We start from the raw sequence: 22737 nt of genomic DNA, 5'->3' as shown, positions 1-22737 counted from the left end.
GGCGAGATCTTCGACAAGGTGCAGCCCGAAGGCGGCACGGTGGCGCAGCACAACGTGCAGACCACGCTGATCCCGGCCGGCGGCGCGGCGATGGTGGAGTTCCACACCGACGTGCCGGGCAGCTACGTGCTGGTCGACCACTCGATCTTCCGCGCATTCAACAAGGGCGCGCTGGGCATCCTCAAGGTGGACGGCCCGGAAGACAAGACGATCTACTCGGGCAAGGAAGTCGACTCGGTCTACCTGGGCGATCGCTCGGAGCCGAACCTGCAGGCGGTGACCACGGCAGCGAAGGCGCATGCGGCCGGCACGCTGACCAAGGCGGAGCAGATCGCGGCGGGCAAGCAGCTGTTCACAGGCACCTGCTCGGTGTGCCACCAGGCGAACGGCGAAGGCCTGGCGAACGTGTTCCCGCCGCTGGCCAAGTCGGACTACCTGGCGGTCGACCCGAAGCGGGCGATGACCATCGTGACGCATGGTCTGACCGGCAAGGTCACGGTGAACGGTCACGAGTACGACTCGGTGATGCCGCCGATGGCGCAGCTGACCGACGACGAGGTGGCGAACATCCTGACCTACGTGCTGAACAGCTGGGGCAACCCGGGCGGGCAGATCAGCAAGGAAGAAGTCGCCAAGGCACGCGCCGCGGTAACCCCGGCGGCGACCGCGGAGCACTGAGATGCGCAACCGTCTGGCACTGGCCCTGCTCGGCCTGATACTGGTACTGCCGGCAGTGGCGGCGGACTACGCCGCCCTGCCGGGAGGGCGCTTCGCCAGCGTGCTGCCGGCCGACGGCAAGGCGGCGCCGGCGCAGATCGCACCGTTCCGCCTGCGCACCGAGCCGGTCACCAATGCCGAATTCCTGGCCTTCGTGAAGGCCTATCCCGAATGGCGGCGCGACCGCGTCGCCAGCATCCTCGCCGACCGGCGCTACCTCAGCCACTGGGCCGGTGCCGACACGCTGGGCAGCGAGGCGTTGCCCAGACAGCCGGTGACCAGGGTCAGCTGGTTCGCCGCCCGGGCGTACTGCGAGAGCGAAGGCGCGCGCCTGCCCAGCTGGTACGAGTGGGAGTACGCGGCGGCGGCCGACGCTACCCGCCGCGACGCGCGCAGCGACCCGGCCTGGCGCGAGAAACTGTTGTCCTGGTACTCGCGCCCGTCCAGCGCGCCGCTGTCGGACGTCGGCGGCGCGCCGAACGTCTACGGCGTGCGCGACATCACCAAGCCGGTGTGGGAGTGGGTGGACGACTTCAATGCGCTGCTGGTAGCCAGCGACAGCCGTGACCAGAACGATCCCGACGTGCTGAAGTTCTGTGGCGCCGGCGCGGTCAGCCTGCAGGAGAAGGAGAACTACGCGGTGCTGATGCGCATCGCCATGCTCTCCGCGCTGAAGGCCGCCGACACCACCAACAACATGGGCTTCCGCTGTGCGAAGCCCGAATGAGGAACGCGTCATGAAACGCCTGTTGCCCCTGTTCGCGATGCTCCTGCTGCTCGGCAGCGCCCGGGCGGCCACGCCGCTGCCCGGCGACTCCGTCTACAACCTGAAGGTGCAGCTGACCGACCAGGACGGCCGCCAGCAGACGCTGGCCGAGCGGCGCGGCCGGCCGCAGCTGGTGACGATGTTCTACACCTCGTGCCAGATGGTTTGTCCGATGATCATCGACAGCCTGCGGCTGACCCGCAACGCGCTGGATCCGGCCACCCGCGCGCGCATCGACCTGCTGGCGGTGAGCTTCGACCCGGCGCGGGACGACGTGGCCACGCTGAAGAGCTATGCGGGGAAGCGCAAGCTGGATCCGCGCATCTGGACGCTGGCGCGGGCCAAGTCGGCGCAGGTGCGCCAGCTCTCCGGCGTGCTCGGTCTGCAGTACCGGCAACTGCCCGACGGCGAATTCAACCACTCCAGTGAACTGATCCTGCTCGACGCCGACGGTCGCATCGCCGCGCGTACTGCGCGGATCGGCAAGCTCGATCCCGAGTTCGTGGAAGCGATCCGCAAGGTGGTTGCGCAGCCGCACGACTGAGGCGGTCGTCTCCCGCAGCCTGATCCAGGTCAGCGCGACCGCTGCCAGCCGCGCGCAGACTTGCACGAGAGCTTCGGGAGAATCCGCATGGCGGCGTGGTATCCGTGGATCGTGCTGGTGCACCTGGCGTGCGCCATCGTGTTCGTCGGTGCGGTGACGTTCGAGGTGCTGGTGGTCGAGTCGCTGCACCGGCATTTCGACGCGGCCACCCTGCATCGCATCGAGCAGGCAATCATGGCAAGGGTGCGCCGGTTCATGCCGGTGTTCGTGGTGCTGCTGTTCGCCAGCGGCCTCGTGCTGTTCGACATCCGCTGCGACGGCGTGGCCTGCGTGGGCAGCCGTTTCGGCAACTGGTTGCTGCTGAAGACGCTGCTGGCGTTCGGCGTGCTCGGTGTGTTCGTCAACGCGATGTGGGCGATGCGCAGCGGCAAGATGGACGCGTGCCGGTTCCGGCACACCCATCGCATCGTGCTGGGCCTGATGGTGGGCATCGTCTTCCTGGCCAAGACCATGTTCTACTTGTAGCCATCCATCCACACACGAGGTGCATGATGTCCCAGGTCACGTTCAAGGGTCAGCCGGTCAGCGTCGACGGCCAGTTTCCCGCGGTGGGTTCGACCGCGCCGGCATTCAGCCTGGTTGGCGCCGACCTGTCCGACGTGGTGCTGTCCGGCTACGCCGGCAAGCGCAAGGTGCTGAACATCTTCCCCAGCGTCGACACCAGCGTATGCGCCGCCTCGGTGCGCCGCTTCAACGAACTGGCTGCCAAGCTCGACCACACCGTGGTGCTGTGCATCTCGGCCGACCTGCCGTTCGCGCAGGCTCGCTTCTGCGGCACCGAGGGGCTGGAGCGGGTGACCAACCTGTCGCTGATGCGCGGCCGCCAGTTCCTCAACGACTATGGCGTGGCGATCGCCAGTGGCCCGCTGGCCGGGCTGGCCGCACGCGCGGTGCTGGTGCTGGACGGCCGCGACAAGGTGCTGCACGCCGAACTGGTCAGCGAGATCGGTCACGAACCGAACTACGACGCGGCGCTGAAGGCGCTGGGCTGACAGCGCTCCTACGGTCGCCCGATGCCGACGATCGGCACGCCAAACGGTTGCGCCTGCGCCTGCAGGCCCAGCCCGTACTTCAGGCTGCGGCCGATACGCTCGGCGTATTCCTGCATCTGCACGGCGCCGGCCTCGTCCAGCTCCTCGGCGGTGGTTTCGCGCCACAGAGCCAGCCAGCGGTCGAAATGTTCGGCGCGGATCGGATGCGGTCGGTGCGCACCCATCGGGTTGCCGCGGTAGCTGCCCGCGCGCAGCGCTACCGAAGCCCAGAATGAGGTCAGCAGGTGCTTGTGTTCGTCCCAGTCGTGCACCGCGGCATTGAAGATCGGGCCGATCTGCGCGTCGCGCCTGACTTTCTCGTAGAAACGGTCGACCAGTCGGGCGAGCGCTGGTTCGTCCAGTGGCGACTGCGGGTTCATGCGGAACATGATGGATCCGTGCGCGGAACAAGTTGTGAAGCCGGCACCAACAAAAAACGCACCCGGCCATGACGGCCGGATGCGTTGCTGGTCCGTGAAGCTTACTGGCCCAGGCTCAAGCTGCCCTTCATCAGCGCGGCGTGGCCGGGGAAGGTGCAGAAGAAGGCGTACTGCTCGCCGGCCTTGAGTTTGGCCACGTTGATCGTGGCGGTGTCGGACTCGCCGCCGCCGATCAGCTTGGTATGCGCGACGATGCGCGCGTCACCCGGCTTCTCGTAGCTGTTGGCGGCGCCGGCCTTCATGCCGTCGGCGATCACGCCGGTTTCGTCGGCGCTGTGCGACAGCACCCAGTTGTGGCCCATCGCGGCGATCGGCAGCTTGCCGGTGTGCTTCAGGGTCACCTTGAAGGTCTTGCAGGTCTTCGGCACGGTGATGGTCTTGGTGTTGAACTGCATGGCGTCGCTGGCCTCGACGGTGGTCGCGCACTCGGCGGCCATCAGCGGGGTGGAGAGCAGGCCGAGCAGGGCAAGGGCAATCAGTTTGCGCATGGTGTCGCTCCTTGGGGAAGTGGTGAGATGCGGGTGGATTCTGCGATGGCGGCGCGCGGCGGTCACTGATCTGGGTCATTGCCGCAGCACCTGCCGTCGTTCGACACTTTGGCAACCGCCGGCGCATGCCGGAAGGAGGCATGATGACGCACGTCGTCACCGAAAACTGCATCAACTGCAAGCACACCGACTGCGTCGAGGTGTGCCCGGTGGATTGTTTCCACGAAGGTCCGAACTTCCTGGTGATCGACCCCGATGAGTGTATCGACTGCACGCTGTGCGTGGAAGAGTGTCCGGTCGGCGCGATCTTCCCCGAGCTCGACGTGCCGGCTGGTCAGGAAGTCTTCCTCTCGATCAACGCCGAGCTGTCGAAGGAGTGGCCGGTGCTGACCAGCAAGATCCCGTCGATGGAAGACGCCGACAAGTGGGACGGCGTGCCGAACAAGCTGCCGCTGTTGCAGCGCACGTAGGAGCCCGCTCGCGGGCGATGCTCTGAAGTCCGGGATTCGGGATTCGCAAAAGCATCGCCCGCCAGCGGGCTCCTACGGGATTCCGTATCGAGGTCGTCTTGGACATCCTGCTCGCCAACCCCCGCGGTTTCTGTGCCGGCGTCGATCGCGCCATCGCCATCGTCGAGCGCGCGCTGGAATCCTACGGCGCGCCGATCTACGTGCGCCACGAGGTGGTGCACAACCGCTACGTGGTCGACAAGCTGCGCGCCGACGGCGCGGTGTTCGTCGAGGAATTGCATGAGGTCCCCGACGGCGCCACCGTGATCTTCAGCGCGCACGGCGTGTCGCAGGCGGTGCGCGAGGAGGCCGAGCAGCGGCACCTCAAGGTGTTCGACGCCACCTGTCCGCTGGTCACCAAGGTGCACATGGAAGTGGCGCGGCTGGGGCGTACCGGGCGCAGCGTGGTGCTGGTCGGCCACGCCGGGCACCCCGAGGTCGAGGGCACCATGGGTCAGTGGAGCCGTGCCCATGCCGGCGAGATCCTGCTGGTGGAATCGGTGGAGGACGTGGCCACGCTCGCGCCGAAGTTCCCGCATGCGCTGTCCTACGTCACCCAGACCACGCTGTCGGTGGACGACACCAAGGCGATCATCGCCGCGCTGCGCGCGAGGTTCTCCGACATCGAGGGGCCGCGCAAGGACGACATCTGCTACGCCACGCAGAACCGCCAGGATGCGGTGCGCCGGCTGGCCGACGCGGTCGACCTGATGCTGGTGGTCGGTTCGGTCAACAGCTCCAACTCCAACCGCCTGCGCGAGCTGGCCGAGAAGCAGGGCGTGCGCTCGTTCCTGATCGACGGCGCCGAGCACATCGAACGCAGCTGGCTCGACGGCGTAACCCGCATCGGCCTTACCGCCGGCGCCTCGGCCCCGGAAAAACTGGTGCGCGATGTGATCGCCCGCCTGCAGTCGTGGGGCGCCGGCGAGGTGCGCGAACTCGACGGTGAAGCGGAGAACATCACCTTCGCCCTGCCCAAGGAACTGCGCCTGGTCGGCGGTAACGGCTCGGCCAGCCTCTGACTTCCCGCGTCGAGCCCGCAGGGGCGCAGCCCTGTTCACGAGGAACTTCCTTCGGTCGTGCGCAATGCTCTTCGTCACGTGAGGGGAAGAGCTACCGGATGCGGCCGAGTCGAAGGCACCCAGGCCGCGGCACTGGGTCGCAACGTCACGCGGCACGCGTGTCAGTCCTGGCCTGCAACCTGAGGGCGACTACGACTGGCTTCGGCAAATCAGGCAGTCACAGGCGAGGCGTCCGACAGGGTACCGGGCAGAATGGCACTTACTTAAGCCCCGTTCTCGCTGAGCGTAGCCCGCGCGGCGGGCGGAGTCGAAGCACCGCCAGGTGAGGGCCGCCCCCATTGCCGGCGTGTCCTTCGACTTCGGCCTTCGGCCTACGCTCAGAGCCTGCCCCGGACTTGATCCGGGGACGAACGGGGCTTAAGTAAGCGCCATTCGGTACCGGGCACATATCCACGGGTATTACGCGGTCGAACGGATCTTGCCGGTGCGTCGACGCCACTCATCCTTAATTTCGCCTGATGTATAGGCCTCGCCCGGTTTATCCACGGTTTGCAACCTCTCTCGAAGGCTGATCCCGCTTTCCGTGCGAGGCTGGTGTTGGCTAGGTCATTCAAGTTTGCTCGCGGTGTGCCGATATCCACCGATATAATCGGGCGGATATAATCGGGCGTTGTTTTCAGGGGTGAATGGAAGCCCGTGGTACTCCCCGATGTTCCGTGGGTCCTCTGGCAACCCGTAGGCTCAGCACACAGTCGGCATCGATGCCAAGGAATCTCACCCTGTGAATATCCCTGTCGAGCCTGTCTCCAACACTGAAGCAACGATCGACGAAGCACCAGGCACGGAGCGTGATGGTGACGCGCCCCCGGCAGTCGATCCGATGGCGGCGCCCACAGCATTGGTGACGGAGGATACCGGTTCGAGTGGATCCACGGAGCATGATGATGGCTCGGCGCTCGCCAAGCTGCGGCGCTTGGTTCGCGACCGCACCCGCTTCGACGATACGGATGTCAATGGCGTGAACGAAACCTGCGTAGCGCAGGGATTGACCATCGATGCCACGCACGCATTGGAAGCCCGACTCGAGTCGGTGGGGATCACCGGGCGCAGCCAGCCGACCGGCAAGGGAGCCCAACCTTCGCGTAGCGCGATTACCGACGCGGCGTCCGATACTGGCCACCGCCTGAACTTGGGCCTGGACCTGCTCTACACGAAGCTCCAGAACCCGGCGACCGTCTACGACGAACTGCGCGACGGACTCTGGCTCCCTGCGGAAGCGATCCACGTTGAACTGCATCGATGCCGTCCCTGCTACGGCAAGGGACGCGTCACCTGCTACACGTGCTCGGGAAGTTGCACGGAAATCTGCTACAACTGCGGCGGCGCCGGCCGAACGAGCTGCACGTGGTGCTCGAGCACCGGCAAGGTCATGTGCACGCGCTGTTCCGGAACCTCGACCGTCACCGTCGGCTCGATGGAGTACTACACGGAGCAGGTGTGGCTGGGAGATCGCTACGACTCCCAAACCAAGTCCCGCTGGGTGGAAAAACAGGTCGCCTGCAACTGCAGCTATGGCCGGGTCAACTGCAGTTACTGCGTTGGCCAGGGCCGGATCGGCTGCGTCAGGTGCTCGACGACCGGAACCATCACGTGCCGGACCTGCACGGGCATGGGCGACCTGGTCTGCGAACCATGCGAAGGTTCCGGGCGAGTGGGCACGGCCGCTTGGGTGGAGGTCCACCACAAGGTAAAATACGGCCAAAACTGGCTTTCCCCCATCGACCAGCGGGCGAACGAGATCGGGCGCCGAGCGGACGTCCACGCCATCGCCAGCGAATCGCGGGGGCTTGCCCTTGCCGAGCTTCATCGCACAAAGGATGGAATGTCCGGTGCAGTGCTCGCCGGGTATCGGGGCGAACTGGATGTCCTTCATCTTGATGTCACCCACGGGGAACAGAACTATCACGTGGTCGCCTATGGCGTGAATCGTCAGTGGCTGGATCTGAACCACATCATCAGGGATCTCCTGAACGGCGATCTCGAAGCGCTGCGGTCAGCACTAGTCTCGGCCGACACCAGCGGCCACGCGAAGGCGCGCAAGGAGCGGCTTACCGGACCGTTGCGCGATGTGGTGGAATCCGAACTCAACACGGCGCTGGTCGAAGCCACGCTCGACGGTCGCTCACTGGTCGAACTGCATACGCTGGTTTCCGCCGATTACGCGGAGAAGCTGAAGGATGCGTTGCTGTCGGCGTTGAAACGCATCTACGACGACGTCGCCATGCATACCTGGTGGCAGATGCCGCTGGTTTGCAGTCTCGTTGCCTTGGCAACCTGGCAGCTGAACCATCCGTACTGGGCAATGCTTCCAGCCGTCTGCGCCTTGCCGATGTCTCTGGGCTTGCTGCATTTCCAGTCGAGTCGTGTTTTCGAAAGCACCCTTGGCGATCAGGCCCGGTCCGATAAGGCCCTGCAATATGTTCGCAAGGCCAAGCACCACCGCAAGGGGTTGTGGCTTCACCTGTTGCCTTCGCTGTTGGTGCTGGCGTTGTCGATGGTCGGTGCTGCCCGTCAGTACACCGCCGACAGGAGCTCGCCTGCGTCCTCCGCACCCTTGGCTCGCCTGGGCGGGGATGCGACGCTGCGGCAGGCAATGGCCGATTGCCAGAGCAAGACATTTGCCAAGGCGCGGCCAGCGCTCCAGAGGCTGGCAGAGCAGGGCAATGCACAGGCCTATTCCTGCCTGGCACAGGCCCTATGGGAGAAGTCCAGGAACGAGCAGGAGCCATCCTCCACGTCCGATCGCCTGGCGGCGAGGGACTGGGCACTGAGGGCGGTGGACGCATTGCCGGAAGATACCGAGGCACTGCTCTTGGCGGGGCAGCTCACGACGATGGCGAACCAGTCGCCGGCCAACGTGGCAAAGGGCGTGGCGATGCTCAAACGCGCAGCCGCCAAGGGCAACGGTGAGGCGATGCACACACTGGGGCTGATGTATATCATGGGTGGCCAGATCCCAAAAGATTCCACGCAGGCCCGCCATTGGTTTACAGAGGCGGCCAACACGGGGCGTGCTGATGACATGTACAACCTGGGGTTGATGGACTGGCGGGGCGAAGGCCTGCCAGGTCCTGACAAGGCACATGCACGGCAGTGGTGGAACAAGGCGGCAAGCCACGGCGATGCACGCGCCCGACAGGCGCTGGCGCAAGAAGGGCTGGATAGCCACTGATCGCGGGAACCATGTCTTCGCTCACCATGAGTCCCATGAGGCTCGGCGACGTTCGGAAGGAACCGATGCATAACACCATCCCGTACCGATTTGGCTGGATCCTGTTGGCGTCTGCTTTGTTGCTTCCCTTGTGGGTGACGGAGTCCTTCGCGGCTCCCGCCAGCCAGGCCGGGCAGGTGTCTCTGGAAATGATCTCGCCTCGCTTGCCGGACGATGCCTCCGTGCGGCAGCGCGATACAGAGCTGGCCTTCCTCGCTTACGCCGTATACGCCGATGAAACCCACGTCCAGGAAGCGACTCGCTCGCTGGAGCAGCTCAGGGCAGGCGCCCTTGCACCGCCGGGCGACCAGGCGGCAGTTGCCAGTGCGATCGACGCGCAGCAACGGCGTCTGGATCAGTTGAAGGATCAGATGGCCACCAAGCAGCGACTGTCGACTGATGGTGTCCGGCGGGTACCTCTGCCCGAAATCGAAGCAATGGCGCGGGCGCGTGGGGTCTATTTCGAAGCCTATGATCTAACGCAGGGTTTGCGGGCCGTTGTCTTCCGCGGCACGGACAACACGAGTGACGTCGCCACGGATCTTGGCATCGGCCTGTCGCCCGAGGTGTTGGCGGACCTTCAGACGAGTTTTCCGCTACTGTCGGGAAAACTGGCCTTGCTGGCCGGCCAGCGCGACGAGGCGCGGGCAGGCCGTCCGGCAAATTTCGATGTAGCCGACCAGGTCGTGGCCGCCATCATCCGGGCCGGCACCGCGCCGGAACACATGGTGGTTGCAGGTCATTCCCTTGGCGGTGCCTATGCGACCTACGCCGGCATTCACCAGCATGTTGGGCGGGTAGTCGGTTTCAACCCGGCGCCACTCAATGCACGCCAGCTGGCGGATATCGGTGCCGATCGAGCCGGTGTCGAGGCGCGCGTGCGCTATTACTCGGCCTATGTGCCACCGTCGGAAGGCCGGCCGGCCGTCCTTGATCCGGTATCACACATGACCCATGCGCTTGGCGACGACGAAGGCATACCTTCGATGAAGGTCATGGGGCATCAGTATGTCTTGCCCGTCTGCGCCAGTTTCAGCACGGCTGCGTACCGGGCCTTTGACGCCAATCTGCAAGCCAGTCTCGACCGACTGGTTGCCTCGGTATCGCAAGGCGTGCAGCAACCAGCGATGGATTGCCAAGCGCATCCGATCCTGTGTGGTGTCAAGGCGGCGGCGCAGAGCACCAAGCGCGCCCAGTTAGAGGTGGTCAGCCAGTATGCTTGGAGCCTGCTGTCGGCCCATCGCATGCGAGCGCTGGCCGAATCGCTGCGGGCAGCCGGGCGGCCGGTTTGCCCGTCGTGACAGGGCGCACTTTCCCAGTGACTGCACGCCACCGGCAAGTGTCATCAATCGTTTCATTGATACAGGGGGTATGAATATATGTGGATGCCATTGATGAGGCCAGCCCGGTGGGTGTTGGCCAGTGGGCTGTTGAGTATGCTTGCGGGTTGCGCCCTCGATCCGGCAGGCAACCCGACGCTTGACGTGCAGGCCTTGGGTGCCCGCACATTGGCCACTGTCGACACGCCGAAAGGGCCGATGGTGCTGCGCGAAACACGAGACCAGCGAGGACAGCCGCTGTTCCAGCTGAAGTTCCTCGACTCTTATCAGCTGATCAACTTCCCGTCCGGCACCCGCCTGGTCCAGCTTGATGAAGTGAAATCCATAGCTGGCGCAAGCTTTGCCATTTTCGAGAAGACCTCGGCCTCTTGTGCGCACGATTACACCGTGCTCATCGTCACGCAACGCAGTGTGCTCCCGTTCAAGCCCCGTACGAACTGTCACGGCGACCTGAAGTTCTTCCAGCGGGGCAATGACTTCGTTGCCATCCAGTACGAGCCGCGTCTGCACGACTGGTACATCAAGGCCGACAACGTCGACATGAATCCGTCCATTTGGGAAGGTACGCCCGATTACGCCTTCCTCAGCTCAGTCCCTGGTGCGCCGATTCCCCCGGGGTTGGCGCCGCCGCCCAGGCCCGTCAATACGCTGCCATCGTCCTACAGCCGCTCCGCCGGCAGCACGGCCCGGACCCGCTCGGCGGCTACCGCCCGGAGATCGGAGGCGCCTGCCGCCGCACCGCCACCCACCGCGGTGATGCTGAAGACCATTCCGGTGACCAACGCCACGCACGCCACGGGCACAAAAGCGAGCACGCCGGCAAAGCCGATCACGGTGAACCTGGGCGACTACGAGTAATGAGCGCGACGTCGCCTGCGAATGGCAATGTTCTGACTCGGTATCTGGTTCGCTACGAAGGCCGCAAGCTCTGGGGCGGCGTCATGCTTTGCGTGACGCTGGCCTACCTGGCGATCGAGTTCGGCTTCAACGCCCGCCTGCTGGATGTGGTCGGCAGCAACGTGTCGCCGGGTGCCGTCGAGTCGATCGAGCGCTGGGGGCGTTGCCTGTCCGGCTTCGCGCTGGCCCTGGCCCTGTGGCCCTCGCAGTTCCACAAGGCGGAGAAGCGACATTGGAGCACCCGCCGGCTCGTTGCGTCGACGGCGATCCTCACCGCCATCACGATGACCACCGTGTTCGTGCTGGAAAAGGTCGCCATCGTGGATCAACTGGTCGATCACTCCAGCCCGGAAGCGAGGCAGGAAGCGATCAATCTGCAACTGCTGCAGCAAGCCTTCATCAGTGGCGAGATCAAGCTGGATGGCCTGAAGCTCGACGTCTCCCAGCCGGTAAAACCAGACGTCAAGACGTTCATGGCAACTTTTCCCTTCCTGGCATCGTCAATCAAGAGCGTCGAGAAGCGCATCGAGGACAAGAAGGCCGACATCGTTCGCCGGGAGATGCGGGATAACACCGGCATGTTCGACAAGGCGTGGCAAGGCTACGTGCAGAGTCGACGGGATATAGAAGGGCGGTACAACGCCTACGTCGGCGCCGTGAACAAGGGTGCCCAGGCGCTCAACAACATCGACCGCGATGTGGATGCACAATGGGCCAGGTACGAGGCCAGGCTCGCTCGTTACCGTTGGACGCCGGACACGGTTTCCAGCCGCAACTGGGGCGATGTGCGGAAGTCCGTGCGCAAACAGGGCCTGCCCGTCGCCAATGACTGGGTGCCGTCGGACAGGGAAGGATTCTATGAGGCCTACCACCGGAAGGTGGAGGGCAGCGTGGGTGGCACTCTCAACGTCGGTAACGGTGTGCGGTTACCCCGCAACCTGACGTTCGCGCAATTTGTTAGCCGACCTGAAATCCAGAAAGCCTGGAAACAGGCACTGGGCGTGCCGGCGAGCATGACCGTGCACCTCCTTGGTTCACCAGACGCCTTCGATGCCGAGATCTACGGGCCCATGCTCGAGACCCGCGTAGGCGACACCGTGAAGCGCCTGAATGCCCCGGTGGAAGACTTCGCTGACCATGGGGTTTATGAGAAGGAGGGTCGCGACGCTTATCGGGCCGTGGTGGTTCCACCGATTTCGCTGGCGTTCTCTTTGGCGGGGGCGTTGGTCCACATCCTCAAGCTGGCGGTATGGATGGGCATGATGTTGACGGGATGGGTCTATCGCAATGCCTGGGTACTGACGGGTGCACTGATTACCTTTTGCATGGGTGTGCTTGGTGTGGTCGGTGTCCTGCCCACGACCACCCTTACGAAGGAACCCCTGTTCACCAAAGTGATTTACCCCGCAGCGAAAGCTGACGGCAGGGCGGGGCCAATGACGGCATGGGCTATTCGCTCGACCATTCATCTACAGCCCATCGCTTGGCCTCTATTTGAGAGCGTTCGTATCAACGGTCTTCGTGGTTTCGACTTTGGCGTCAAGTGATGGGGTGCTGCCCGCTTGAACTGAAGCATCATTGCGGCACCCCGCGAAAAAAGCTTTCCGTCGCTTCGGCTGTATCTTTGTTGCGCAAAGCATTCTTTAGCAGGCTGTTGAGAATGCCCCGTGCTGTGACCCGTCCTGAAATGAGTTGACACCTTTTCCCGAAGAAAAGGCGACCTCATGAATCCAAGGATCAGACGCACGCAACGAGACTACACGCTGGCCTTCAAACTGACGGTGGTCGAGCAGGTGGAAAAAGGCGAGCTGACCTGCAAACAGGCTAAGGATCGCTACGGGATCCAAGGCCGATCGACCGTGCTGGTGTGGCTGCGCAAGTACGGCCGGCAAGACCGGCGCGATGGCGCATCATCGGCACCATGTCTACCCAACCCAAACCACTGCGAGGTTGTGATTTTTTCAACCGCTCAGGCCGGCCACGGCGAGGCCACGGCGAGGGCATGGCGAGGGCATGGATGCCCGAGTTGAGGCAACGCAGGAGCAGTTGCCCGATGCCCGAGTTGAGGCAACGCAGGAGCAGTTGCCCGATGCCTGAGTTGAGGCAACGCAGGGAGCGGTTGCCCGATGGCCGGACATGAAACAGTCACGCCAGTGACTGTTTCATGTGAACGAGTCCGGGCGTGTACCGGACTCGCGACTGAAGAAAACCACAGGGTGTGGTTTTCTTCACACCCTCTGACGCCGGAACAACAGATCAAGGCGCTGCAGGTCGAACTGCAACAAGCCAATGAGAAGGCCCGCCTGCTCGAGGCGATGCTGGACGTGCTCAAGCAGGACTATGGAGTGCGCGTCGTAAAAAACCTTTGGGCAAGTCCTCGCGCAAAGTCTCGTCCCTGCTGCATCGACCCAGCGACCTGCAACAGGCTCGCCGGATGGTCAAAGAGTCCGTGGCCATCTGCAGCCACGAGCGGCCCCACCTGTCCCTGAAATGCAGAACGCCCGATGAGGTTCATCGGGCGTTCTTCCGGCAGGGCCAACCTGCCTCCTTGCCGTCCCAAAAGGTGTCAACCTGAATCAGGACGGGCCAGTCAACTGGTGCCGGAGATAGGAATCGAACCTACGACCCCATCATTACGAATGACGTGCTCTACCAACTGAGCTACTCCGGCGGAGAACCGCGAATTCTACGGGCCGCGTCGCGATGGCGCAAGCGACGGCGCCGGTATTTGCGGCGTCAGGCGGCCGTGAGACGATGGCTCCGGCCTTGCATTCGGCGGCTGCAGGATGGCGGCTGCGCAGGCGCGTCGCTCAGGTTTTCCGGGGCGCGGCCGATAACGGGACGACGGCCTTTGCCGTGCGGACTAGGGAGGGTCTGAATCGACTTTCTTGGGGGCGTGTTGTCCGGACTATTCCGTGATTTGCCAGGTTTGCTCGCGTTGCTGTTGGCGGCGACGCCGTGCGCATTTGCGGGACCGGCGACACCGCCTCCGGCGCACGACGCGGCGGCGTTCGACCTGCTCGTCCGGCAGCTGGACAACGGCGATATACCGCTCAACAACCAGACCGCGACCAGGCAGGCGCTCGACCGCCTGGGCGCGCTGCTGCCGCCCGGCGATGCCTACCGGCAGCGCCGCTACGACTACGTGTACTGCTTCCTGGCCTTCGACAACGACGTCAAGGGCGGCCACGCCTATGCGAGTCGCGGCACCGAGCAGGCGCAGAAGGTGGGCGACCTGGATGCGGAGGCCAACTTCCGGATTTGTCGTGGCCTCTACCAGAGCAAGCTGACCACGGAGCGCGACGCGCTGCCGGATTACGAAGCCGGCATCCGGCTCGCCCGGCGCCTGGAAAACCCGCGCCTGATCGCCGACGCGCTGACCTGGCGCGGCGGCGCCCAGTCGCTGCTGGGCGAGCAGGCCAAGGCGCTGTTCGATTTCCTGGAAGCGCAGCGCCTGTACGAAACCGTGGGCAACACGACGCCGGCGCAGTCCAACCTCATCAGCATCGCCACCATCTACCGCCGGCTGGGCGAGTACGACAAGGCCGGCGATTACCTGCGCCAGTCGATGCAGTCGGCACAACGCAAGGACGACGAGCATGAACAGATGGTGATCTACATGCAGCTGGGTTTCCTGGCCACCGAGCGGGGCGACCCCGCGGGGGCCATCGCCCCGCTGCAGCGGGCGCTGGCCTTGGCGCACGAAACCGGTTCGCGGCAAAGCGTGGGTTCCGCCCTGCTGGCGCTGGCCGAAAGCAACAACGCCCGTCAGCGTCATGCCGAGGCGCTGCAGCAGGTGGAGGCCGCCACGAAGGAATTCCAGGCGGTATCGGACCAGTCCAACACCGGCATGCTGGCGCTGCAGTCGGCCGAGGCGCATGCGGGCCTGGGCCAGCACGAACTGGCCGCACGCGAGTTCGACCTGGCCGAGGCGAGCGTCAGACAAAACCGCAACATGCGCTACCTGGCCGAGCTGTACGAGGAGCGCTCCAGGAACCAGGAGGCACTGGGCAAGCCGGCCGCCGCGCTGGCCGATCTCAAGCTGAAAATGGAGACCGATGCGGCGCTGGCGCGCATGGCCAAGACCCAGCTGACCACGCTGATGAGCTGGCAGTTCGACACCGAGCGGCGCGAACTGGAGAACCGCAAGCTGGCCGCCGACAAGGCGCTCAAGGAGCAGCAGCTGGCCGCGCTGGAGCGCGTGCGCGGCTGGCAGTGGCTGGCCATCCTGCTGGCCGGCGTGCTGTTGCTGCTGATGCTGTGGCTGGCGTGGCGGCAGCTGCGCCGGAGTCGCCACCTGCACCGGCTGGCGCTCACCGATGCGCTCACCGGCATCTCCAATCGACGCCATATCGAGTACATGCTGGGCGAAGCCGTCGACGAGGCCCGCCGCAGCCAGCGGGAGCTGGCCGTGATCATGCTCGACATCGACCACTTCAAGAGCGTCAACGACGGCCATGGCCACACGGCCGGCGACCAGGTACTGGAACAGCTCGTGCGTGTCTGCCTGGGCGCGCTGCGTCAGCACGACCGCCTCGGGCGGATGGGCGGCGAGGAATTCCTGGTGGTGCTGCCGGATACCGACCTGGAGGGCGGTCTGCAGGTGGCCGAGCGCCTGCGCGTCTGCGTGGCGGCGGCGTGGCTGGTGGTCGAAAGCGTGGAGCTGCAGCTCTCGATCAGCCTCGGCGTAGCCCAGCTGAGGCCGACCGAGACCGGCGCGGCCTCGCTGGTGCGTCGTGCCGATGCCGCGCTGTACCACGCCAAGGACAACGGCAGGAACCGGGTCGAGGCGGCACCGTAGCGATCCGGACCCACCACGGCGCCGACGCATGCGGGCGGCTGCCGCCTCTTGACCGCAATCACTTTTCTGATGCCCTCAGCCGCCGCTCGTCGGCCAATTCCTACCGCCGGTCGGCTGAGGGCTGGCCGGCGCCGGGCGGATGGGTACAGTGCCGGCAGGGACATCAGGGGGAGAGTTCCATGCAGGTCTGGTCGCGTCAGCGAGACGTCTCGTTGATCCGGGCGCGCACGTCGGCAGATGCCGGCGACCGCCCCTGGTGGCGCACGCCGGTGCGGAGGCGCGAGCGCGGCTTCACCCTGGTCGAGCTGCTGATCACCATGGCTGTGGCCGTGGTGCTGATCGTGATCGCGGTGCCGAGCTTCAAGAACATCACGCTTTCCAACAAGCTCACCACCGCCGCCAACGACATCGTCAATGCGATCCACGTGGCGCGGATGGAAGCGGTCAAGCGCAACGCGAACACCCAGCTGTGCAGCAACTCGGCCAGCGCCAACGGCGCCGACGCCCTGGGCGTCGCCTGCAGCACCCAGAGCGGCGCGGTCTATGCCATGGCCAATGGCGCCGCCAGCCAGGTGCTGGCCGGCACGGTCGGCATCACCGGGGCCATGCAGCTGAAGGGCGATGTGACGGCGATCCGTTTCGGCGGGCAGGGGCTGGGGCAGAAAGCCGGCACCACCGTCCCCTACACCGGCACGGTGGCCGACATCTGCACCGGCCAGATGAGCAAGGACAACCATCGCACCATCAGCATGACCACCGGCTCGATTCTCGTGGTCGATACCAGTTCGGGAGCCTGCCCATGATCCGTCGCCCTGTTCCAGCCATGCCGTGCGTGGCGGCGCGCCCGGCGCAGTCCGGCGTCAGCCTGATCGAGGTGCTGATCGCCGTACTGGTGCTGTCCATCGCCTTCCTCGGCATCGCCGCATTGCAGGCGGTATCGCTTTCCACCAACAACAGCGCCATGGCGCGCAGCATGGCCACGGTCGCCAGCTACTCGATCCTCGATGCCATGCGCGCGGACATCGTCAGCGCCAAGAACGGCAACTACAACAAGACCGTCACCGCCGACGCCTGCAGTTCGACGGTGACCACGCTGGCGGATACCCAGCTTGCGCAGTGGTGCAACCAGCTGGGCCGGAATCTGGGCGCGGCGGCCGCGACCAAGGGCACGATCGACTGCACCGGCGCCGGGGTATGCACCGTCACCATCGCCTTCGACGACAGCCGCGCGGGGAAGGGCGGCAGCAGCAACCAGACCGTCACCACCAAGGCCATGCTATGAGCAAGCGTCATTCCCCCACCCGGGCGGCCTGCCGTGGCGTGGCGCCGGCGAAACCCGCGGCAGGCTTCACCCTGATCGAGCTGATGGTGGCGATGGTGCTGGGGCTGATCGTGGTGGGCGGGGTGGTCAGCGTGTTCCTGGCCAACCAGCGCACCTACCGCACCAACCAGGCACTGGGCGACGTGCAGGATGGCTCGCGCCTCGCGTTCGAACTGATGGCGCGCGACATCCGCGAGGCCGGCCTCACCGGCTGCAACAACAACGGGCGCGTGGCCAACGTACTCAACAACCAGAGCACCGCGTGGTGGGCCGACTGGGGCAATGCCGTGCATGGCTATGGCGTCGGTACGGCTACGGCGGACCCGGCGTTGACCGTGGGCACGGCCGCGACCAACCAGGTGGGCGGCACCGACTCGCTGCAACTGATCGGCGCCGCCGACTCGGGGCTGAGCGTGGCGGCCACGCCCAGCTCGACGGCTGCCAATTTCAAGCTCAACGACAAGACCTCGGATATCGTGACGGGCGACGTGGTCATCGTCTGCGATCCCGACCATGCGGCCATCGCCCAGGTCACCAGCTACAACAGCAGCAACGTCACGCTGGTCCACAACGCCGGTGGCAGCACGGTTCCCGGCAATTGCTCCAAGGGGCTGGCCTTTCCCACCAATTGCGCCAGCCCCAACGGAAACGGCTACGCGTTCGGGCCGAATTCGCAGATCTTCAAGCTCGGCGCGGTGGACTGGTACATCGGCTACAACCCGCTGGGCGGCAAATCCCTGTACCGCGTGAACGTGGTCACCACGGCTGGCGCACCCACGCCGACGGCGCAGGAGATGGTGCGCGACGTCACCGGCATGGTCATCAGCTACCACCAGGCAGGCGTGGCCAGCTTCGTCGATGCCAAGACGGTGGCGGCCAATTGGGGCGCCGTCGACTCCGTGCGGGTCCAGCTCACGGTGGAAAGCGTGGACAAGCGCGCCGGCACCGACACCAAACCCATCACACGCCAGTTCTCGGCCACCACCACCGTGCGCAACCGGGTGCCATGACATGAGCCGCCTCGTCCCGACTTCCCGCTCTTTCCATCCCGCCCGCCGTCATCCTTCGCCGCGACGCGGAGCACAGCGCGGCGTGGCCCTGGTGGTGGCGCTGATCCTGCTGGTGGTGATCACCCTGGTGGGGCTGGCCGCAGTGCGCGGCACCATCATGCAGCAGAAGATGTCCGCCAACATGTACGACCGGCAGGTGGCGTTCCAGGGCGCCGAGGCAGCCATGCGCGCGGCGGCGGCCAGCATCCCCACCAGCCCGGGCGATGTCGCGCGGAACTGCCAGTCGGCCAGCGTGAAATGCCTGGCCGACCCGTTCAGCGATCCCGACCTGCCGGCAGGCAGCATCAAGACCTTGTCCACCGCGCAATACACGGCCGGCACCCTGGCCACCGGCCAGCCGCAGTACGTGGTCGAGAACATGGGCAACTTCCAGGACCCGTCGGCCAACACCGGCTTCAACCAGAGCGCCAACTCGCACAACTACGGCGTCAACGGCGGCGCCATCACCAACATCTACTACCGCGTGACGGCCCGCAGCGGCGACCCCGCCCAGGTGGGCGGGCGCGCGGTCGTCGTACTGCAGGCCATGATCAAGCAGGGTTGAGTCTTCGGCCCTGCGCCGACTTCAAACGGACGCATGGACTTTCCCGTGCCGCACCATCGCAAAGAGCGGAATCGACATGAACATCATCTCCCGTCTGCACGGCAAGCCCCGCCACTTCGCCACCCGGCTGCTGGCCAGCGGTTTCTCCGTCTGGCTGCTGGGCGTTGCCTTTTCGCCGGCGCTGGCGGCCACCACACCAGGCCCGACGGTGGACCAGTCGCCGTTGATCATCCAGAAACCGCTGCCGCCGAACATCGTGTTGATGCTGGACGACTCGGGGTCGATGGCGTGGGATTTCATGCCAGACTGGGGCTATCTGAAGAATACCTCGAATAATGACGCGCTGATCGACGCCAGCAACAACGGCGTCTATTACAACCCGATGGTGGTCTATACCCCGCCGCTCAAGGCGGACGGCACGCGGTATCCCGATGCGACCAGCCTGACCAGTGCGTGGATCAACGGGTTCAGTCCGTCCGACGGAACCAGGGATCTGACGACTTACAGTTCGTCGAGCATCAGGTATTCAATGCAACCGAGTGGCTCCAGCCAGACCTTGTCGACATCGTCCGTCACGCAAGCCGCTTGTGATGCGTCATATGCAAGCCAGGCGGGTGCCTATAAAAAGAGTTGGAGTCCGGATTATTGGGGCAGCCCGACCGGGACATGCACGATCACGTATTACAAGTACGCTTATTTCCAGTATTCGACGGGGCCAGCCGCCGGTCCATACGTCGTATCTTACGTGGCCGCTACGGATTGCGGCACCCAGACCAACTGCGTGATGGCGTCCGACACCTTGGGTACCGCGGCGCCCAACAAGGATGCCGCCGGCAACACGCTCAAGGCACAAAATGGCACGGCGCTGACCGCGGGGCAGAACATCGCCAACTGGTTCGCCTACTACCACACGCGCATCCTGATGGCCAAGAGTGGCGTGATGGATGCGTTTTCTTCGGTGGACGCCACCTATCGGATCGGTTTCGGCTCGATTGATGGCGGCGGTGGCGGAAACAACAACTACAAAAACCTGCCAGCGTCCCGCTACAGTTACACCGATGCATACAACTCGGGCACCAACTATATCGCGAACGTCGTGCCGTTCGGCGACGGGGCGGTGTCGGGCGACCAGAAGAATGCCCTGTGGAGCTGGATCGGCGCTGCCCAGGCAAGTGGAGGCACCCCGCTTCGTCAGGCACTGGACGCTGTAGGCAAGTACTACAAGACGGCTCAACCCTGGCAGACCTCGGCAGTTGACACGACCGAGCTTGCCTGTCGCCAGTCGTACACCATCCTGACCACGGACGGCTTCTGGAACGACGCTCCGCCATCCAGCGTCGGCAACGTGGACAACATCAAGGCAGGTCCGATTAACGGACCCAACAACCAGCCTTTCACCTATAACCCGGCGTTGCCTTATTCGGACGATCAGAGCGACACGCTGGCCGACGTGGCCATGAAGTACTGGGTCAACGACTTGCGCCCCAAGTCGATCAACGAGGTACCCACCAGCAAGGAAGACCCGGCGTTCTGGCAGCACATGGTCACGTTCACGCTGGGCCTGGGTTTCGATCCGGTCTATGCGAACGGTGGGGTGACGGTTCCGGTCGATCAGATCTTTGCCTGGGCCAATGGCGACAGCAGCCAGGCGATCAGCGGGTTCAGTTGGCCGGTGCCGGGGGCGGACAAGATCGAGAATATCGCCGACCTGGCCCATGCGGCCGTCAACGGCCACGGCGGCTTCGCCTCGGCGAAGACGCCGGACGAGTTCAGCGCGGCGCTGAAGAAGGCGCTGCGGCGCGCGTCCGATCGCGTGGGCACCGGCGCCAGCCTCGCCGCCAACTCCACCCAGCTGAAGACCGGCGCGTTCGCCTACCAGGCCAATTACTACACCGGCAACTGGAAGGGCGATCTCAAGGCCATCGCGGTGGACCCGAACAACGGCATGCTCGCGCTGACGCCGACCTGGACGGCGGCCAGCCAATTGTCCGCCGCCGACCCCAGCAAACGGAAGATCTATACCTACAACCCGGCAGCGACCCCGGTGGCGGTCGTGGCGTTCTCTGATCCGGCGACCCTGTCCAGTGATGAGCAGACGGCGCTGGGCGTCGACGCGACCGCACAGCAGAGCATGATCAACTACCTGCGCGGCGACAGCTCGAAGGAGCTGAGCGCGAAGAACGGCATCTACCGTACGCGCGAAACGCCGCTGGGCGACATCGTCAACTCGCAGCCGGTCTACGCGGGGCAGCCCGAGGCGAACCGGTTCGTCGGCCAGGTGTTCACCGGCAGCGACACCTTCGGGTCGTACTCCGCCACCACCCGCCAGGGGCTGATTTTCGTGGCGGCCAATGACGGCATGCTGCACGCATTCAATGCCGATACCGGAGCCGAGGTCTTTGCCTACCTGCCGGCCGCCGTCATCACCAGCGGCTTGTCCAACCTGTCCAAGCCCGACTACGGTTCGACATCGGTGCCGCATCAATTCTTCAACGATGGCGAGTTGACAATAGCGGACGTGTATTTCGGCTCGGCCTGGCACACCGTGGCGGTGGGCACGACCGGTCGTGGTGCAGCCAAGGCGATCTACGCGCTGGACGTGACCGACCCCACCAACATCACGCTGCTGTGGGAGCGCTCCGCCGGTGACGGCAAGGCCAATGCCGATTCCATCGGCCAGATGACCGGCAAGCCGGTGATCGCGCAGACCGACGCTGTCGCCAGCAATACGACCGGCGACGCCAACTGGTCGGTACTGATCGGCAACGGCTACAACAGCAAGAACGGCACGGCAGCCCTGCTGCAGTTCGCCGTCAAGGACGGTACCCTCAGTGTGCATGCCACCGATGCCACGACCGCGAACGGCCTGGCGGCGCCGGCGGTGTGGATGGGCGATCTCTCCGTGGGCATCAGCACGGTGGCCTATGCCGGCGATGCGCAGGGGCGGGTGTGGTCGTTCGACCTCAACAAGGCCACCACGAGGGGGGGCGTCACCACCTATGCCGCCACGCCCACCATTACCGGCACCAAGCTGTACACCGCCATGGATGCAGCCAGCAGCGGCAACGTGCAGCCGATCACCGGCGGCATGCTGATCGGCAAGAATCCGCTCACCCAGGACCTGTGGGTGTTTTTCGGCACTGGGCAATACCTGGCCAGCGGTGACCTTGCCTCGACCAAAACACAGAGCTGGTACGGCTTGATCGTCAGTTCCGCCACCAGCGGGCTGGCGGTCGATGGCACCAAGACCCGCAGCAGCCTCGTGCAGCGTTCCATCATTGCGGAGACGCCCGGGACACCGGAGGTGCTGAACGCCGATGGCACGGTGGCTACCGCGGCGATCGCACCGGCGCGGGCGGTCACGGCCACGCCAAGCTCGCCCGACATGGCCGGCAAGTCGGGCTGGTACATCGACCTGCTGTCGCCGACCAGCACCACCGCGCCCGACGGCACGGTGACCTATACCCCCAACCAGACACAGCAAGGGGAGCGGATCGTCACCCCGAACCAGTTCCAGGGCAACCAACTGCTGGCGACCACGCGCATTCCGCAGGCCGCCGACCTCTGCAACCCGTCCGGTCGCGGCTGGATCATGGCGGTCGACCCGTTCACCGGCACCAATCCGAAGTCGAGCTTCTTCGACCTCAACGGCGACGGCCAGATCAACCAGCCGGCGGACTGGATCATGGTAGGCGGAAAGCCAGTGGCGGCCGGCGGCATGGGTTTCAGTTCGCTGCCCAACAATCCGATCTTCATGGGCGGCAGCATGCTGGTGAGTTTCGACAACGGCAGCGCCACCAGCATCAAGACCTCCGGCACCTCCGGCACCCTGCAACGCGTTTCCTGGCGCGAACTGATCGCCCAGTAAAAGGAATGAATGATGACATCGCTTCCGTCCAATGAAGGCAAGCCGGCA

19 protein-coding genes, 1 tRNA gene and 2 pseudogenes are annotated in these 22737 nt (G+C 64.9%); 19 read left to right on the top strand and 3 right to left on the bottom strand.

Annotation, left to right across the window (positions count from 1 at the left end; all coding sequences use genetic code 11):
• From AC3WTD_RS16730 to tpx, 5 genes are all read left to right on the top strand, one after another.
• Positions 1-678 (top strand): c-type cytochrome (locus tag AC3WTD_RS16730; protein WP_492614462.1); only part of this gene is annotated, 678 nt, incomplete at its 5' end.
• Position 679: 1 nt separating this feature from the next.
• Complete coding sequence (locus tag AC3WTD_RS16725) at positions 680-1444, top strand: formylglycine-generating enzyme family protein (RefSeq protein ID WP_027492303.1); 765 nt, start codon at positions 680-682, stop codon at positions 1442-1444.
• Positions 1445-1454: 10 nt separating this feature from the next.
• Positions 1455-2027 (top strand): SCO family protein, encoded by a 573-nt coding sequence (locus tag AC3WTD_RS16720; RefSeq protein WP_027492302.1) that lies wholly within the window; start codon positions 1455-1457, stop codon positions 2025-2027.
• A gap of 87 nt (positions 2028-2114) precedes the next feature.
• Positions 2115-2552, top strand: coding sequence for a CopD family copper resistance protein (locus tag AC3WTD_RS16715; RefSeq protein WP_027492301.1), 438 nt, complete (start codon positions 2115-2117; stop codon positions 2550-2552).
• 26 nt (positions 2553-2578) lie between these two features.
• Positions 2579-3079 carry a thiol peroxidase gene (gene tpx / locus AC3WTD_RS16710; protein ID WP_027492300.1) on the top strand — a complete coding sequence of 167 codons (501 nt, stop codon included), beginning with the start codon at positions 2579-2581 and terminating at the stop codon, positions 3077-3079.
• A gap of 8 nt (positions 3080-3087) precedes the next feature.
• Here the strand turns inward: tpx and AC3WTD_RS16705 are convergent, their stop codons facing one another.
• Both AC3WTD_RS16705 and azu read right to left on the bottom strand, forming a co-directional pair.
• Entirely contained in the window at positions 3088-3498 is a 411-nt protein-coding gene (locus tag AC3WTD_RS16705; protein ID WP_027492299.1) for a group III truncated hemoglobin, read from the bottom strand.
• Between the two features lie 101 nt (positions 3499-3599).
• Positions 3600-4046: an azurin gene (gene azu / locus AC3WTD_RS16700; protein ID WP_027492298.1), complete on the bottom strand. Its 447-nt coding sequence runs from the start codon at positions 4044-4046 to the stop codon at positions 3600-3602.
• Between the two features lie 143 nt (positions 4047-4189).
• Between azu and fdxA the strand changes: the two genes are divergently transcribed.
• From fdxA to AC3WTD_RS16660, 8 genes and pseudogenes are all read left to right on the top strand, one after another.
• Positions 4190-4516, top strand: a complete 327-nt coding sequence (fdxA, locus tag AC3WTD_RS16695) for a ferredoxin FdxA (protein WP_027492297.1) — start codon at positions 4190-4192, stop codon at positions 4514-4516.
• A 98-nt stretch (positions 4517-4614) separates the two neighbouring features.
• Positions 4615-5577, top strand: coding sequence for a 4-hydroxy-3-methylbut-2-enyl diphosphate reductase (ispH, locus tag AC3WTD_RS16690; RefSeq protein ID WP_492614461.1), 963 nt, complete (start codon positions 4615-4617; stop codon positions 5575-5577).
• A 781-nt stretch (positions 5578-6358) separates the two neighbouring features.
• Positions 6359-8809, top strand: a complete 2451-nt coding sequence (locus AC3WTD_RS16685; protein WP_492614460.1) for a hypothetical protein — start codon at positions 6359-6361, stop codon at positions 8807-8809.
• A 65-nt stretch (positions 8810-8874) separates the two neighbouring features.
• A complete protein-coding gene (locus tag AC3WTD_RS16680; RefSeq protein ID WP_185754651.1) occupies positions 8875-10149 on the top strand; it encodes a lipase family protein in 1275 nt (424 codons plus the stop codon).
• A 129-nt stretch (positions 10150-10278) separates the two neighbouring features.
• The gene (locus AC3WTD_RS16675; protein ID WP_492614459.1) at positions 10279-11046 is read left to right on the top strand and encodes a hypothetical protein; all 768 of its coding nucleotides are present in this window, start codon (positions 10279-10281) and stop codon (positions 11044-11046) included.
• Positions 11046-12632, top strand: a complete 1587-nt coding sequence (locus tag AC3WTD_RS16670; protein WP_492614458.1) for a hypothetical protein — start codon at positions 11046-11048, stop codon at positions 12630-12632. The genes AC3WTD_RS16675 and AC3WTD_RS16670 overlap by 1 nt, the downstream gene beginning before the upstream one ends.
• Positions 12633-12809: 177 nt before the next feature.
• Positions 12810-12980 (top strand): annotated as a pseudogene (locus tag AC3WTD_RS16665) (helix-turn-helix domain-containing protein); the annotation flags it as partial.
• Between the two features lie 500 nt (positions 12981-13480).
• Positions 13481-13660 (top strand): annotated as a pseudogene (locus AC3WTD_RS16660) (hypothetical protein); the annotation flags it as partial.
• Positions 13661-13680: 20 nt separating this feature from the next.
• Here the strand turns inward: AC3WTD_RS16660 and AC3WTD_RS16655 are convergent.
• Positions 13681-13756 (bottom strand) — tRNA-Thr (locus tag AC3WTD_RS16655).
• 249 nt (positions 13757-14005) lie between these two features.
• Between AC3WTD_RS16655 and AC3WTD_RS16650 the strand changes: the two genes are divergently transcribed.
• The 6 genes from AC3WTD_RS16650 (at position 14006) to AC3WTD_RS16625 (ending at position 22689) form a co-directional block, all read left to right on the top strand.
• Positions 14006-15886, top strand: a complete 1881-nt coding sequence (locus AC3WTD_RS16650; RefSeq protein WP_492614457.1) for a tetratricopeptide repeat-containing diguanylate cyclase — start codon at positions 14006-14008, stop codon at positions 15884-15886.
• Between the two features lie 179 nt (positions 15887-16065).
• On the top strand, positions 16066-16689 hold the full coding sequence (locus AC3WTD_RS16645; RefSeq protein ID WP_492614456.1) for a GspH/FimT family pseudopilin: 624 nt from the start codon (positions 16066-16068) through the stop codon (positions 16687-16689).
• Positions 16686-17168 (top strand): type IV pilus modification protein PilV, encoded by a 483-nt coding sequence (gene pilV, locus AC3WTD_RS16640; protein ID WP_492614455.1) that lies wholly within the window; start codon positions 16686-16688, stop codon positions 17166-17168. The genes AC3WTD_RS16645 and pilV overlap by 4 nt, the downstream gene beginning before the upstream one ends.
• Positions 17165-18217: a prepilin-type N-terminal cleavage/methylation domain-containing protein gene (locus AC3WTD_RS16635; protein ID WP_235642603.1), complete on the top strand. Its 1053-nt coding sequence runs from the start codon at positions 17165-17167 to the stop codon at positions 18215-18217. Before pilV ends, AC3WTD_RS16635 begins: the two co-directional genes overlap by 4 nt.
• Position 18218: 1 nt before the next feature.
• Positions 18219-18821 carry a pilus assembly PilX family protein gene (locus AC3WTD_RS16630; RefSeq protein ID WP_235642604.1) on the top strand — a complete coding sequence of 201 codons (603 nt, stop codon included), beginning with the start codon at positions 18219-18221 and terminating at the stop codon, positions 18819-18821.
• Positions 18822-18897: 76 nt separating this feature from the next.
• On the top strand, positions 18898-22689 hold the full coding sequence (locus AC3WTD_RS16625) for a pilus assembly protein (protein WP_492614454.1): 3792 nt from the start codon (positions 18898-18900) through the stop codon (positions 22687-22689).
• Positions 22690-22737 lie beyond the last annotated feature (48 nt).

This window comes from Rhodanobacter sp. FW106-PBR-R2A-1-15, assembly GCF_058789735.1.
The sequence above is the reverse complement of the archived record's forward strand: the minus strand, read 5'-3'. Positions and strand labels throughout refer to the sequence as shown.

Coding starts and splice junctions, on each gene's coding strand:
- AC3WTD_RS16725 (WP_027492303.1), top strand. CDS start 680: ATGCGCAACCGTCTGGCACTGGCCCTGCTCGGCCTGATACTGGTACTG.
- AC3WTD_RS16720 (WP_027492302.1), top strand. CDS start 1,455: ATGAAACGCCTGTTGCCCCTGTTCGCGATGCTCCTGCTGCTCGGCAGC.
- AC3WTD_RS16715 (WP_027492301.1), top strand. CDS start 2,115: ATGGCGGCGTGGTATCCGTGGATCGTGCTGGTGCACCTGGCGTGCGCC.
- tpx (WP_027492300.1), top strand. CDS start 2,579: ATGTCCCAGGTCACGTTCAAGGGTCAGCCGGTCAGCGTCGACGGCCAG.
- AC3WTD_RS16705 (WP_027492299.1), bottom strand. CDS start 3,498: ATGAACCCGCAGTCGCCACTGGACGAACCAGCGCTCGCCCGACTGGTC.
- azu (WP_027492298.1), bottom strand. CDS start 4,046: ATGCGCAAACTGATTGCCCTTGCCCTGCTCGGCCTGCTCTCCACCCCG.
- fdxA (WP_027492297.1), top strand. CDS start 4,190: ATGACGCACGTCGTCACCGAAAACTGCATCAACTGCAAGCACACCGAC.
- AC3WTD_RS16680 (WP_185754651.1), top strand. CDS start 8,875: ATGCATAACACCATCCCGTACCGATTTGGCTGGATCCTGTTGGCGTCT.
- AC3WTD_RS16670 (WP_492614458.1), top strand. CDS start 11,046: ATGAGCGCGACGTCGCCTGCGAATGGCAATGTTCTGACTCGGTATCTG.
- AC3WTD_RS16645 (WP_492614456.1), top strand. CDS start 16,066: ATGCAGGTCTGGTCGCGTCAGCGAGACGTCTCGTTGATCCGGGCGCGC.
- pilV (WP_492614455.1), top strand. CDS start 16,686: ATGATCCGTCGCCCTGTTCCAGCCATGCCGTGCGTGGCGGCGCGCCCG.
- AC3WTD_RS16635 (WP_235642603.1), top strand. CDS start 17,165: ATGAGCAAGCGTCATTCCCCCACCCGGGCGGCCTGCCGTGGCGTGGCG.
- AC3WTD_RS16630 (WP_235642604.1), top strand. CDS start 18,219: ATGAGCCGCCTCGTCCCGACTTCCCGCTCTTTCCATCCCGCCCGCCGT.
- AC3WTD_RS16625 (WP_492614454.1), top strand. CDS start 18,898: ATGAACATCATCTCCCGTCTGCACGGCAAGCCCCGCCACTTCGCCACC.